The organism is Mesorhizobium sp. WSM4821 (assembly GCF_055901555.1).
Genome location: NZ_CM148371.1, coordinates 36,474 through 49,593, shown reverse-complemented (window position 1 = coordinate 49,593; position 13,120 = coordinate 36,474). Strand labels below are relative to the sequence as shown.

General features: G+C 59.8%; 9 protein-coding genes and 1 pseudogene. 4 read left to right on the top strand and 6 right to left on the bottom strand.

Going from position 1 to position 13,120, the window contains the following annotated elements; translation table 11 throughout:
- Positions 1–25: 25 nt before the first annotated feature.
- The 4 genes from AC0NID_RS00195 to AC0NID_RS00180 all read right to left on the bottom strand — a co-directional run bounded on the left by AC0NID_RS00195 (position 26) and on the right by AC0NID_RS00180 (position 6,061).
- A complete protein-coding gene (locus AC0NID_RS00195) occupies positions 26–568 on the bottom strand; it encodes a hypothetical protein (protein WP_473458622.1) in 543 nt (180 codons plus the stop codon).
- Between the two features lie 422 nt (positions 569–990).
- A complete protein-coding gene (locus AC0NID_RS00190; protein WP_473458620.1) occupies positions 991–2,832 on the bottom strand; it encodes a type II toxin-antitoxin system HipA family toxin in 1,842 nt (613 codons plus the stop codon).
- Between the two features lie 282 nt (positions 2,833–3,114).
- On the bottom strand, positions 3,115–4,500 hold the full coding sequence (locus AC0NID_RS00185) for a M16 family metallopeptidase (protein WP_473458618.1): 1,386 nt from the start codon (positions 4,498–4,500) through the stop codon (positions 3,115–3,117).
- Between the two features lies 1 nt (position 4,501).
- Positions 4,502–6,061, bottom strand: a complete 1,560-nt coding sequence (locus AC0NID_RS00180) for a M16 family metallopeptidase (RefSeq protein ID WP_473458652.1) — start codon at positions 6,059–6,061, stop codon at positions 4,502–4,504.
- A 518-nt stretch (positions 6,062–6,579) separates the two neighbouring features.
- Here AC0NID_RS00180 and AC0NID_RS00175 point away from each other — a divergent pair.
- Together AC0NID_RS00175 and AC0NID_RS00170 are read left to right on the top strand one after the other, a co-directional pair.
- Complete coding sequence (locus tag AC0NID_RS00175) at positions 6,580–6,792, top strand: cold-shock protein (RefSeq protein ID WP_008874821.1); 213 nt, start codon at positions 6,580–6,582, stop codon at positions 6,790–6,792.
- A gap of 219 nt (positions 6,793–7,011) precedes the next feature.
- Positions 7,012–7,845 carry a prephenate dehydratase gene (locus AC0NID_RS00170; protein ID WP_473458609.1) on the top strand — a complete coding sequence of 278 codons (834 nt, stop codon included), beginning with the start codon at positions 7,012–7,014 and terminating at the stop codon, positions 7,843–7,845.
- A gap of 355 nt (positions 7,846–8,200) precedes the next feature.
- Here the strand turns inward: AC0NID_RS00170 and hemN are convergent, their stop codons facing one another.
- Together hemN and AC0NID_RS00160 are read right to left on the bottom strand one after the other, a co-directional pair.
- Positions 8,201–9,538 (bottom strand): oxygen-independent coproporphyrinogen III oxidase, encoded by a 1,338-nt coding sequence (gene hemN / locus AC0NID_RS00165; RefSeq protein WP_473458650.1) that lies wholly within the window; start codon positions 9,536–9,538, stop codon positions 8,201–8,203.
- A gap of 201 nt (positions 9,539–9,739) precedes the next feature.
- Positions 9,740–10,207 carry a Ros/MucR family transcriptional regulator gene (locus AC0NID_RS00160; RefSeq protein ID WP_473458607.1) on the bottom strand — a complete coding sequence of 156 codons (468 nt, stop codon included), beginning with the start codon at positions 10,205–10,207 and terminating at the stop codon, positions 9,740–9,742.
- 542 nt (positions 10,208–10,749) lie between these two features.
- Here AC0NID_RS00160 and AC0NID_RS00155 point away from each other — a divergent pair.
- Together AC0NID_RS00155 and AC0NID_RS00150 are read left to right on the top strand one after the other, a co-directional pair.
- On the top strand, positions 10,750–11,787 hold the full coding sequence (locus tag AC0NID_RS00155; protein WP_473458605.1) for a cytochrome-c peroxidase: 1,038 nt from the start codon (positions 10,750–10,752) through the stop codon (positions 11,785–11,787).
- Between the two features lie 131 nt (positions 11,788–11,918).
- A pseudogene (locus tag AC0NID_RS00150) lies at positions 11,919–13,097 on the top strand (IS3 family transposase).
- Positions 13,098–13,120: the final 23 nt, after the last annotated feature.

Sequence of the window (13,120 nt, the reverse complement as noted above, 5' to 3'; positions counted from 1 at the left end):
GCGTCGGCGGCTTCGCCGATACCTGTTATTGGATCCGAGAAGTGATCGGGAGCGAAGCGGGAAAGGAATGCACGACAATAACGTCGGCACCGACGAACGTCGTCACGTCGAGAACACGCTGCCGTTCAAGGGGGGCGGTTATCGGAGCCGCTCGCACCCGGTTCGACAAACTAAATTCGACCGTTAGCTGCCAATTGCGCTTGGCGCAGTATGGCAGCGCCTGGCGCGGCTGGTCCGGGATCGACCGGTAATTGTCAGCTTGCCTGCCCGTGCACACGCGCAAATCGAGTGCCGCGCGCAACGACGCCCCATCGGCTTTGCGGTTTGACTGCAGTGAAGAGGTTTGCGTTCGTTTTTCACCGAACCTCCAGCATTCCTGCCGTTTTCTGAGATTTTGCAGGGTTGGTTTGCGGCATTTCCGAGTCCTTCTACCCAGTGTGATTTGTTTTTGCTGGGAGCCCGCTTCCTGCACAATGGCCCGGACCTGCGCCATCAAGAAGGCTCCCATCGCGTCGTTGTAGAGGCCAAGCTCCTGCGTGGCCTTCAGCGAAACAGAGTCTTGGCCCATACGGGTGACGATCCTTCGCGCAGAAAGACTATGGGAACATCATCAAGAATTATGATTCCAATGTGAAATTTTGGATTATTGATAAAGAACTTGTTCTTTCACGACAGAGAAAAGTTGCAAGTCCGCAGCATCGATGACTTGTCACCTGTCCACACGAGTCCTGGCGCTTCAAGAACCGCGCCTGATCACCCTTCAGCTGCCAAGCGCGATCCGCGCCCGCCCGGGCTGCGCAACCTTGACCAGCTCCGCCCGGGCGAACGCTGAGGTCGCACAGTCCATAAGGGGGTCAAAAAATTGGACGCGGATGGGAGGCCGGATTGGGAAAAGCGCAAGCTCAAACTCGAACGCGATATGGGTAGGCGGTTCCGCCAATAAGGTGTTTGGGTCTGAGAGCGGAACCGGCGTATCAATAGATCGATCATCTACGCAATCCCTTCGATGCGTTCGTGGACAATCGCGCGCATTTGCTCCGCCATCTTTGCGCCTTGAGAGCCGTCTGATAGGGGCGGCGGCAATTCGAGGTGGTTGAGAGCGCGTGAGAGGGCTGCAACGAGATCATCGATGCTGCTATCCGCATCGGCTGCCTTGATGCCCGCCGTGCTCGCGAAAGCCTTGAAGTCGGCGCGCCGCAGACGATCGTCTTTGCCGTTCAGCTTGAGGGCCATCCGGTCTTTTTCGAGATGTGGAAACACGCGAGTCGTGACCGCATCGTAGAGCGGAGCCATGCGGACTGAGCTGAACTGCGCGCTGCCGGGCTCTGCGATTTTCAGAAGTGCCATGTTCTTCAGGTGCATGTCGCCATCGGCGATCAGCCAGGCGAATAAGGATCGCTTGAGGACAAGCAGGACGTCGTCTTCGGGGGAGGTCGATAACGGTCTTAGTGCCCGCGCGATTCGCTCCATTGTGCCGTCGTATTTTGCTTCCGTGGGCACACCGAGCACTGAGCAAAAATCCTCAAGCGCCAAAAGGCGCTTGTCGTCAAGGCTCGTTCTGATGTCGAACCGCTCGACGAGGAGCGCCGGAGGCATCCCGTCAGGCATGGGGACGAGCGCCGTCGCGGGCGTCTTGAAACCGGCCGCGCTGCCCAAAGCGAGCGACTGCCATTCGATAACCGGCAGGGCCTCAAATCCACCTGTACCGGCAGGCTTGAGGATGTGGGTGAACGGTTTGCCGGTACTGGGGGAGAGAGTACCGTCGATATCGAGGAACATCGGCGCTTTGATCTGAACGCCCGATAAACGGGGCGTATCGGTACGCTCGAAAATCTGCGCCAGATTGCGCTCGAAGCTCTGCTCCAGATCGCCCCGACCCGGCCCTGCATACTGGCCAGTGAAGATAGAATTTCTAGTGAAGTCAGTGAGCCGGGTTAGCAGGACGTCGGGCGGCAGGGCGGAGAGATCGCTCGCACGCTCGACGATGGTGATGTTGGACATGTAGCGTTTTCCCGAGCGCAGCGTCGCGCGCTCGTCGCGGTCATTCAACACCGACTCAAGCCAGCCTTCAGGCAGCAGCGAGAGGATGAAAGGAGGGAGCTTGCCCGGCGTGGTCTGGCGAACAAGTGGCGGGCCATCCTGATCGTCTGGATTCCAGCGCCACTCAAAACCATCATGTTTGAGATTGCCGAGTGGAGCGCCGTGCCAGGCTACGATCAGATCGAACGCGGCTTCATTGCGCGCGGGCTCCGCCATCAGTGGACGGCGGAGGAGGAAGCGCTCGGCGTGCTCGCCTTCGCGATACCACTGGTTTGCGCGGGCAAGCGCCCATGTCGCGTCGGCAGCGCCTTGGGGGCTGCCGTATTCTTCTATGAGGCGGTTCGCGATTGTCTCACGCATCGTCTCGTCGATGGATGCCGCGTGTTCGCTGCGCAGGCGGAAAGCTTCGAGGAAGCGCTGGCGCATCGAGGAGACGTCGATCCGGAACTCTCCCATGCCATCATCGACAATCGCTTGGGCGACTGATGGGTGGTCGGGAGCTGCGTTCTGAATGATTTCCAGCGAGCGCAACCGCGTGCGCTGTATTCGTCGCCCGCTCAGGAACAGACGGCCATCGCGGGTCGGGCCGAGAAGGACAGCGCTCGCCGCCGAGAGGTAAGCGTTGGGATACAGGTATTTGGCGATGCGGACGGCGTGTTTGAGTATCGTGGCCTCGATATCCTCCCCGGCATCGACATAGATGCCGCGCATTAGCTGGACGAGCTTGCCCGTTTCAGCCTGATAGTGGCTGCGGGTTTTATCGATGTTTTCCCCGACGAGGTGAAGGGCCATCTAACTTTCTCGTATCTGAAATACGGGAAAGTAGCATAGTGAGCTCCAAAATTCAAGAGAATCTAACTTTCGCGTGTTTCATATACGTGAAAGTTAGAATGCTTTCTCGGAACGTCGGGCGTTCTCCGGCTCGGCAATCGGACCGCCGGGCGAGAACCTGGTCTACGAGGGCGAGCAGGCAGAAATCAAGGCGTGCATTCTGCCGCACCATAGTCGAATCAGCCAAACGTATGTGGGCGGAGTCCTTCAGCAACTATTCCTAGAGCGCGAGATTATTCGCTGTCACGGGACACCGACAAGCCGCGGGCCAACGCCCATAATGGCGGGCTCGACCGAAAGCAGTTTCTTCGCCGCCGCCCTGACTTCGTCGAGCGTCACCTGCTCGATGAGGGCCGGGCGGTGCTGGATGTAGTCTATGCCGCGCTTGTCGAGCTGCAGCCTGAGAAGCGTGGCTGAAATCGCCCTGGAGGAACCAAGATTGCTCATAGCATAGGCCCCGATCAGATACTTTTTGCTCGCTTCGAGCTCGGCCGCTGTTGGCCCGGTGTCCACCAGCTCCTTGATTACTTGTCTAATCAGGTCGAGCGTCTCCGCCGCCCTGTCGGCGCGCGTCGACGTGGTCACGACAAGCGTGTTGGAATGCTGGTGGCCTTCCAAACTGGAGGAGACACCGTAGGCCAGGCCACGCTTTTCCCGCACTTCCTGGAACAGACGTGAGGTGAATGGCGAGCCTCCGAGTATATCGTTTATCAGCTGCGCGGCATAGAATTCCGGGTCGCTGCGTCCGACGCCGGGAAAAGCCAGCTGGAGCGAAGTCTGGGGCAGGGCGTATGCGACCAACGTCCACTGGCCGAGCTTCGGGGTGACATCAGGTACCTGGGCGAGCGCCTGCTTCTGAGGCAAATCGCCGAACAACTGGTCGAGCCTTGCACTCAGAGTTTTGGCATCGATGTCGCCGACAACCGCCACGTGCAGCCCCTCGCGGGCGAAAGCGGCCTTGTGGAAGGCGCTTAGATCGGCGGGCGTTATGCGGGCCAGGCTTTCCTTGGTGCCCTCGGGCGGCCTCGAATACGGATGCGCGCCGTAGAGCCTGCGCCGCCATGTATCCCTGCCGATCGCGTGAGGTTCGCGCTCGTTGGCAATAATGCCGGAGAGAAGCTGAGCGCGGATTCGGTCAAAGGGTTCCTGATCGAAGCGGGGCCTGTTCAACGCGAGCCTTATGAGATCGAAAGCGGCGTCCTGGCGCTGGGAAAGCATGCGCACCGAGCCATAGATGCCGTCAGGCCGTGCGTGGAAGCTCATCTCAGCGCCGGCATCATCGAGCCGCACCTGAAAGGTGTCGCCGCCGTGATCGCCTGCGCCCTCGTCGAACAAGCCGGTCATCAAATTGGCAAGCCCCTCCTTACCGGCCGGGTCCTGGCTGGTGCCGCCGTCAAACACGAACTGGAGCGTGACGATCGGCAGCTTATGGTCTTCCACCAGCCAGGCGGTGATCCCCTTTTCAGATTTCACCTCCTGGATGTTCGCCGCAGCACGGGCGGTACACGCTGGCAGGGTGAGGAAGAAAATAGCAAGGCAAAGGACGGCCAGCCAGGAGGCGAGGCGCCAGCCTTGTCCAAAAGGAGAGGGCAATGCTTGTGGAATGGCCCGGAATTGGTTCGTCATCATATCAATTTTCCTTGGGCAGGAGATAGCCGGTGGTCGAATGGTTGGACACGAGGTAGCGGGCGGCAACGGCCTTAACCTGATCGGCCGTGACCTTGCGGATGCGGTCCGGCCATTCCTCGACGTCTTTCACATTGCCGCCTGTGGCAAGCGTGGCTCCATACATCCCAGCGACGGAGGCCTGCTCGTCATGGGCGAAGATGAACGAGCGGATATAGCGGTTTTTCGTCTTCTCCAGTTCGTCGCTGGTGATGCCGCTCTTGGCGATGCGCGCTATCTCGGCGTCGACTGCGGCCTCGACATCCGCAAGCTTCGCCTTGCCGCGCGGCCAGCCGCGGATGCTGAACTTGCCGGCATCCAGCATGGTGCCCTCGAAATCAGCGTCGGCCGCTGCGGCTATGCCCTGCTTCACAACGAGCTCCTGGTACAGCCGGCTGCGGTTGCCCCCGGCGAGAATCTGTGCCAGCAGGTCCAGCGCCTCGGCTTCGCCGGGCTCGGCGGTGCGATAGGACGGCACCACCCAATATTTGGAGAAGATGGGGACCGAAACGCGGCCATCCCTTAGCGTCAATGTGCGCCTGGTGTTCTGCACCGGCTCAGACGGGCGTTCGCGTGGCGGCAGATCTGGTCCACGCGGGACCTTGCCATAGGTCTTCTCGGCCAGCGCCTTCACGGCCTCGGGCTCAACGTCGCCTGCCACCACCAGCACGGCGTTGTTCGGCCAGTACTTGTCATAAAAAGCCACGGCGTCGTTGCGGCCCAGCTTTTCGATCTCGTGCATCCAGCCGATCACCGGGATCCGGTAGGGTTGGCTCTGCCAGAGCGTCGTGACGACCTCCTCATCGAGAAGCGCCTCCGGATTGTTGTCGACCCTCAAGCGACGCTCCTCGCGGACCACGTCCCGCTCGGTGTTGATGACGTCATCCGTGAGGGTGAGATTGCGCATGCGATCAGCCTCGAAGCTCATCATCTGCTCCACTGCCGAGGGCGCCACTCTTTCGTAGAAGGCAGTATAATCGTAAGAGGTGAAGGCGTTTAGCGAGCCCCCGATCTCCGCCACCGCGCGGTCCAACTCGCCGGCGCCGTGATTGGCCGTCCCTTTGAACATCAGATGCTCCAAGAAATGCGCGATGCCGGATTTGCCCGGAGGCTCGTCGGCACTGCCGACCTTGTACCACAGCATATGGGTGACGATGGGCGCGCGGTGATCGGGTATGACGACCACCTCCATGCCGTTGTCGAGCAGGAAATTCGCTATGTCATAGGCGGCCGCCGGAGACGGCGCGGTCGTCAGAAATGCCAGCGCGGTCGCAAAAAGTGCGCCCCGCAGCCAGGCAGACGGTGGCTTCGGTTGTGGTGACCGGGCGATGGACAAGGTTCGCAGGGAAGTGAGTTGTCCCTCAATTTGAAGGGGCTGCGTCCCTGTCGCCCCCACTGGGAGAAGGTGAATTCGTGGGCAGCGCCGGTCCTGACGAGCCCTCACAATGCTGCCAGGCCCGGCTCGGATGTCAGTTTTGAGTAGGTCGGCGAAAGGTGGGGCGGCATTTTTCTGTGTGGGGATCATGGGACGACTCTCCTGCGCGTTTTGCAATGACCTCGCAGGAACCGTGCCAGATGAGAAAGCCGTTTCGGCGATGCGATTCAACGGACTCTGTGTTGCGTACCTCCGACATTGTCCGACGTCAGACACCGCCGACTGGGGAGCGCTTGCCGCTTAAAGGCGTGGCTAGGTGAAATACCCTTAGGACAGCGGCGAACATGGTGGCGTCAGCGCGCGCCCGTAGTTGCTGGTCGTCCGCGTACTCTTGCTCACATCGGCCGATCGCAGGTCCCTAACAGGACTCCAACCAGCGATAGACGCGGTTCTGGAATTTACCGGAGCGTTTCAGAACTTGTGTTTGCCATTCGGAGCGCCAGCGCGGGAGACGCTGTCCGCGACAGGCGGTCATGATGGAGCTTGCGAGCCGCTTTAGCGATTGACCGGGCTTTTGCTATTTTAGCTTTTGCTGCCCTAAAGTCTCGGATATGAAGCGGACCTGGCTTATGGCCTGCCTACATTGAATGGTTACAAAGGAATACGCTATGGCGACTGGAACGGTGAAGTGGTTCAACAGCACCAAGGGATTCGGTTTTATCCAGCCTGACAACGGAGGTCAGGACGTTTTCGTCCACATTTCCGCTGTCGAACGAGCGGGCCTCTCCACCCTTAATGAGGGCCAGAAGATCAACTACGAGGTCGAACAGGACCGCCGTACTGGCAAATCATCCGCTGGCAGTCTCAGCAAAGCTGGCTGACCTTTTTCTGCTTCTGCCCGGCAAGAGCCGGGCAGAAGTGCCACAGACCGCGCCATAGAAGCGGGCAAGAACACGGATCCCCGCCGACTGGGGCAGCGGATTGTAGCAAGCTGCTAAGTTCTACTGCCACAAGATGTTGCAAGCGAAGAGGGGCGGGTCCCAGCCCTCTTGCTTTCTGCAGCAGATGCTTATCGCATTCTCGATCGAGCGTGCCGGGGAATGAACGAGCAATTCAGCCAGCCTCCAGCGATCGACACCTCCTGGATCAAGAGGGCAGGGTACATTGGCCCTGAGGGGACCTGGACCCATCAAGCCTCGCTGGACCTCTTTGGTGAGCAAGTTGAACTCGTTCCGTTCAGCGACGGATTGTTCGAAGCATATGAGAATGGCTGCGTCCACGTTGCATGCGTCCCAGCTACGACCTCTCTGGTCGGAGCCACTCCCTACCTCGACCAAGTCTTGAGCTTGAGGTCTCCCACGGTTATCGCCGAGTACCCGAAGGCCCTGAGCTACAGCCTTATGGCCAGCAAGGATGCGAGTTTCTCGATGATCATTAAGGTGGTGGGCCACCCCGTGGCCCTGCAGGAGGTGGCCGGGTGGCTCGACGAGAACATGCCCAATGTCGAGCGAGAGAGCCGTCGGGGATCAACATCTTTCGTGGCAGAGCAAAAATCTCCCTCGATAGCAGCCTTTGGTCCTGCACTCGGTGCCAAGCTGTACAATCTGCAGATATTGCGAACAGGAATTGAAAAAGGGCTGCATAACGCTACGCGGTGGTGGGTGCTCGGGCGCAGGACCCCTGCGCCGACAGGATTTGACCGGACAACACTTCACCTCCGCGTTTCAGAGCAAAATTTCGGTTGTGTCCTGATCAGGTTCTCGAAGGACAATTTAGCCGTTCTCAATGTCTATCAGCGTCCGACCTGCGAGCGGCTGGACACCCATCAATATGTCATCGATGTCGCTGGACACGTTTTGACGCACCCGGCGCTGGCCGCGTTGGCGGAGATTGATGGCCTGAGAATTCTCGGATCGTACCCACGTCGCTATTAGCTATGGCTAGGGCTAATTTCCGCCCATTACCCAAATCTTTATTACTGACGAACAGGGGACCGCCGCATCGAACTTGATGATGTACACGTAATGCGCGAGCCATGGACGAGATAATCGTGCCGACGATGCGAAACGGTAGTATTCATAGGCACAGATGTCGACCGGCCGGGCATCTCACAAAACCAGTGACCGTTGTATGACTGTGACGCATTGTGGGCGGCACGCTCGTCATTCGGGAAGGTCCAACACTTCAATCCGCGCAGGGGCGCCGTGACCGGGGCCTGCGGCATTTTTACGAGCGTGCCGTTTGGCACGAGCTTATCGCTTTGGCGCCCCTCACGCTGCTTGGCTGTGCTTATGGGACAAACCGGTCCACAAAAGCGTCGAACGCGGCAGCAACTGCGCGAATGACGAAACGATGCTCATGCCGCACCCGGATGAAACCGGTTTCGATGTCCATTAGCCCATCCTCGGCCAGCTTCGCCAGGCGTTCAGCAGCCGGATCGAGAAGGCGAGTTGGATCGAATCCATAGGCCGCACAAATTGCCGGCACATCGGCCTGCAAATCGCACATCAGCCGCTCGATGATGGCGGCTCGCACGCGGTCTTCATCTGTGAGTCGGTAGCCTTTTGATGTTGCCAGACGGCCAGCTGCTATGCGCCGGCCGTAGGATTCACGTGTCACGTCGTTCTGGACGTAACCCTCGCCGACCCGCCCGATAGAGGACGCGCCGAAACCGATCAGGGTTTTGCAGGTGTCGGCCGAGTAACCCAGCGAGTTACGCCGTAGGCGACCGCTGGTCTGCGCCAGCGAAAGTTCGTCGTCCGGCAAGGCGAAATGGTCCAGGCCGATCTCACGGTAGCCCGCCGCAACCAGCGTCTCTGCCACGGCGGCAGCCTGTTCGGCGCGGGCGACGCTGTCAGGCAGCGCAGTCTTCTCGATCAGACGCTGATTCTTTCTCACCGCGGGAATGTGGGAGTAGGCGAACACCGCAAGCCGGTTGGGACGCATGGCGACAGTGGCCACTGCAGCCTCGACGCAGGACTCTACCGTCTGGTTCGGGAGACCGAAAATGAGATCGAAGTTTATGCCGCTTACGCCATGCCGGCGCAGCTCTTCGACGGCAGCGGCCGTCTGCGCCTCGCTCTGGACCCGGTTGATCGCTTTTTGAACGATTGGATCAAAGCTCTGCACCCCAAGGCTCGCGCGGCTCACGTTCGCTGCTCCCAACGCTTCGGCGATCTCGGCGGTGAAGGTGCGCGGATCAATTTCGACGGCGATCGTAGCGGGTTCCCTGAACGCGAAGCGGCGGCGCAGGAGTTCTATCGTAGCCAGGAACTCGGCTGCCCCGATCAGGGTCGGGGTTCCACCGCCGAAATGCACGTCGTTCACGACGAGCCCCTGCTGCACTTTCTCCGAGACCAAACGGATCTCGTTACGCACAACGTCCAGATAGTTGAGGATCGGCCCCTGATTGCGGGCAATCGTAGTCGGGAAGCCGCAAAACCAGCAAATCGATTGGCAGAACGGAATGTGGAGATAGAGCGATACCGAATCGTCAGCCGGCAGACCTCTTAGCCATTCCTCATAGCTTTCGGCCCCGACGCTGGCAGTGAACTCCGGCACAGTCGGATAGATGGTGTACCAAGGCAGGAGAGCCTCGCGATATTCTTTCGTGATAGAGGTCCGCAACGGTTTCCGTCCCAAGCTGAAAAGTTGGTCCTTTTACCGCTGCGGTCTCCTGTGTCTCTGCGCTATGTCAGTTCCATTCCGCTTCGTGGCGTGTAATCACACCGTGCAAGGAAAAGGCGGGATTTTGATCCCGCCTTTCGAGTGTTTCGCACATCATGCTGATCGAGCCGCCAGCCCCACAACGGGTCTGGATGGAGGAAGTCACGCTGGTACCTTCTTTCTGGACCGCTTCTCGGGCGCCGAGACTTCAGGCTCTTTCGGTTTGCGGCCGAGTCCCATTGTCTTGGCCAAGGCAGAGCGCGCAGCCGCGTAGTTCGGCGCGACCATGGGATAGTCCGCCGGCAGACCCCATTTGGCGCGATATTCATTAGGGCTCAGCCCGTAATGGGTCGACAGATGACGCTTTAGCGATTTGAATTTCTTGCCATCCTCAAGGGAGACAATGTAGTCCGGCGTCACTGATTTTCTGATCGGCACCGCCGGCGTCAACACCGTCGGCTCTTGTGCCGAGACGCGACCGGCCGCCGTGCGTTTCAAAGCTTCGTGCACTTGGCCGATCAGGGCTGAAAGGTCCCCCACCGGAACGGGATTGTTGGAAACATAGGCTGAGACAACATCTGTGGTAAGCTGGATGAGGTTGTCGATGTTTTTGAAGTCTTCTTCTGGCATGAAACTCTCCGGTGGATTGATCTGCGGAGCGTCGCTTCTAGTGGTTATTTCCGGTGAAAGCAACAAATGTCACGACAGGATTGTTCGTTGCTCGTCCAAGATTGAGGTCTATAGCACCACATCACGCGGTCGTGACACTGATCTGCCTGGTAGTCGCTGTCCCATAACTGCGCCAGTGTCCGCCTTTCCGTTCCGATCTCGTCCGTTTGAATCGCAGGCGACGACGCACAAAGCTTGTAAAGCACCATGAGCCGTGCACTCGCTGGGGGCAGAAAACCTTGCGAGTATGAAACAGGTTGGCGTTGCGGCAGCATGTGGCGACAAGCCACAGAACCGACCAAAACCTCAGGCGAACAAACAGCGATTGCGCGCGCCCACCAATGGAATCCGCCGTCGGGCGATGGATACACCGCAGTTACTGTTTCCGCCGCTCGATCGGCTTGGTCGGCAGGCACGATTCCCTCGATCCGCTGATCTAGCGCAGGGCGTTCGCAAGCCGCATGTGGAGAATGGTTTCCGTGCACATCGTAAGGACTCCATTTATGAAAATTCTATTCCCTGCGGTGGCTGTTGCGCTTGTGGCAGCCACAGCCTTTGCTGCGCGGTCCATTCCGCCAGACCTCAGAGAAACGGCACTGGCCACCTTCAAGCCCTTGCCATTCACGCCGGCGCCCGCCAACAACCCGAGCACGCCGGAGAAGATTGCCCTCGGCAAGGCACTGTACTTCGATCCACGCCTCTCGTCCTCAGGCGTTTTCTCCTGCAACTCGTGCCACAACCTGGCCACCGGGGGCGACGACAATCGTGAAACTTCGATTGGCCATGGTTGGCAGAAGGGGCAGCGCAACGCCCCGACGGTGTTTAACTCTGTCTTCAACAAATCACAGTTCTGGGACGGTCGCGCCGAAGACCTGAAAGCTCAGGCCAAAGGGCCGATACAGGCCGGTGCCGAGATGGCCAACACATCGCACCAAGTGGTCGAGACGTTCAAATCGATGCCGCAATATGTGGAGTGGATCCACTCAGCTTTCCCGGGGGAGGCCGACCCGATCACCTTCGATAACCTAGCCACCGCACTCGCAGATTACGAGGCAACACTGGTCACGCCAGCCCCGTTCGACGCCTACCTCAACGGCGATGACACCGCCATCGGCCCCGAAGCGAAACAGGGCCTGGCCCTTTTCATCGAAAAGGGCTGCTCGTCCTGCCATTCCGGTGTCAATCTTGGGGGGGACGGTTATTATCCATTCGGCCTGGTTGAGAAGCCTAGCGCCGACATTCTGCCGGAGAACGACAAGGGACGATTTGCCGTCACCAATTTACCAGAGGATTCCTATGTCTTCCGCGTGCCGTCGCTGCGCAATGTAGCAATCACCGCGCCATACTTTCATTCGGGCAAGGTCTGGGACCTGGGCAAGGCGGTCGCGATCATGGGCACCACCCAGCTTGGCGAAGAGCTAACCCAAATCGAAATCGATCGGATCGTTGCCTACCTTCATTCGCTGACCGGAAAGCGACCGGAGATCACATATCCCATCTTACCGCCTGAAACGCCCACAACACCTCGGCCTCGATCCTAGCATTGGAAAGCAGACGATGGGGCCTGTGAGCATTTTCCTTGACCGATCTGGGCGAATTGCTACGAGCTGACCTGCCACGGGTAATTTCCTCCGGCTTTGATTAGAGTCCGGCCTGATTGAAGGACGGACAGATGAAGAGAAAGCGCTTTACGGAAGAGCAGATCATCGCGGTTTTGCGCGAGCACGAGGCGGGGGCGAAGGCGGGCGATGTGGCGCGCAAGCACGGGATCTCCGAGGCGACGCTGTATAACTGGAAGGCGAAGTATGGCGGCATGGAGGTCTCCGACGCCAAGCGGCTGAAGGCGCTGGAGGAGGAGAACGCCAGGCTGAAGAAGCTTCTGGCCGACCAGATGCTGGAAGCCTCGGCGTTGCGCGAGCTCCTGTCAAAAAAATGGTAGGGCCCGCCGCCAAGCGCGAAGCCGTCGCGCATCTGCAGACCGTGCTGGGTCTGTCGGAGCGTCGGGCCTGTTCCATTGTCGGCGCCGAGCGCAAGATGATCCGCTACCGGCCGCGGCGGCCGCCGGAGACGGAGTTGCGCGGCCGGCTGCGTGATCTCGCCAACGCACCCCGCCGCTTCGGCTACCGGCGGCTGTTCATCCTGCTGCGGCAGGATGGCGAGCCGGCGGGGATCAACCGCATTTACCGGCTCTACCGCGAGGAAGGGCTGGCGGTGCGCAAACGGCGTGCGCGACGGCGTGCGGTCGGCACCCGGGCGCCGATCCTGATGGAGGCCCGGGCCAACGCGCGCTGGTCGCTGGATTTTGTCCACGACCAGTTCGCCTGTGGCAGGCGCTTCCGCATTCTCAACGTCGTCGACGACGTGACGCGAGAGTGCCTGGCGGCGATCCCCGACACCTCGATCTCGGGCCGGCGTGTGGCGCGCGAACTGACGGACCTGATCGCCCGCCGCGGCAAGCCCGGCATGATCGTCTCCGATCACGGCACGGAATTCACCTCGAACGCCATGCTCGCCTGGTCGAAGGACCACCAGGTGGAATGGCACTACATCGCACCGGGAAAGCCGATGCAGAACGGTTTCTGCGAGAGCTTCAACGGGCGGATGCGGGATGAACTCTTGAACGAGACCTTGTTCTTCGGCCTCGACCATGCCCGCACGACGATTGCCGAATGGAGGGACGACTACAACCGATCACGCCCACATTCAGCGCTCGGATATCTCACGCCCGCGGCCTATGCCGCCAATCTCACCGCAACGGACGATCGGCTGCGCAACCCCGACCAGCTCCGCCGTTGCTCAACCCGCGCCATACGGCGTAAAACCCGCCGAGGCTCTAATTGCGGCTGGATGAAAATCCGGTGGCAGGTCAGAGCC

Coding starts and splice junctions, on each gene's coding strand:
- AC0NID_RS00195 (WP_473458622.1), bottom strand. CDS start 568: ATGGGCCAAGACTCTGTTTCGCTGAAGGCCACGCAGGAGCTTGGCCTC.
- AC0NID_RS00190 (WP_473458620.1), bottom strand. CDS start 2,832: ATGGCCCTTCACCTCGTCGGGGAAAACATCGATAAAACCCGCAGCCAC.
- AC0NID_RS00185 (WP_473458618.1), bottom strand. CDS start 4,500: ATGATGACGAACCAATTCCGGGCCATTCCACAAGCATTGCCCTCTCCT.
- AC0NID_RS00180 (WP_473458652.1), bottom strand. CDS start 6,061: ATGATCCCCACACAGAAAAATGCCGCCCCACCTTTCGCCGACCTACTC.
- AC0NID_RS00175 (WP_008874821.1), top strand. CDS start 6,580: ATGGCGACTGGAACGGTGAAGTGGTTCAACAGCACCAAGGGATTCGGT.
- AC0NID_RS00170 (WP_473458609.1), top strand. CDS start 7,012: ATGAACGAGCAATTCAGCCAGCCTCCAGCGATCGACACCTCCTGGATC.
- AC0NID_RS00160 (WP_473458607.1), bottom strand. CDS start 10,207: ATGCCAGAAGAAGACTTCAAAAACATCGACAACCTCATCCAGCTTACC.
- AC0NID_RS00155 (WP_473458605.1), top strand. CDS start 10,750: ATGAAAATTCTATTCCCTGCGGTGGCTGTTGCGCTTGTGGCAGCCACA.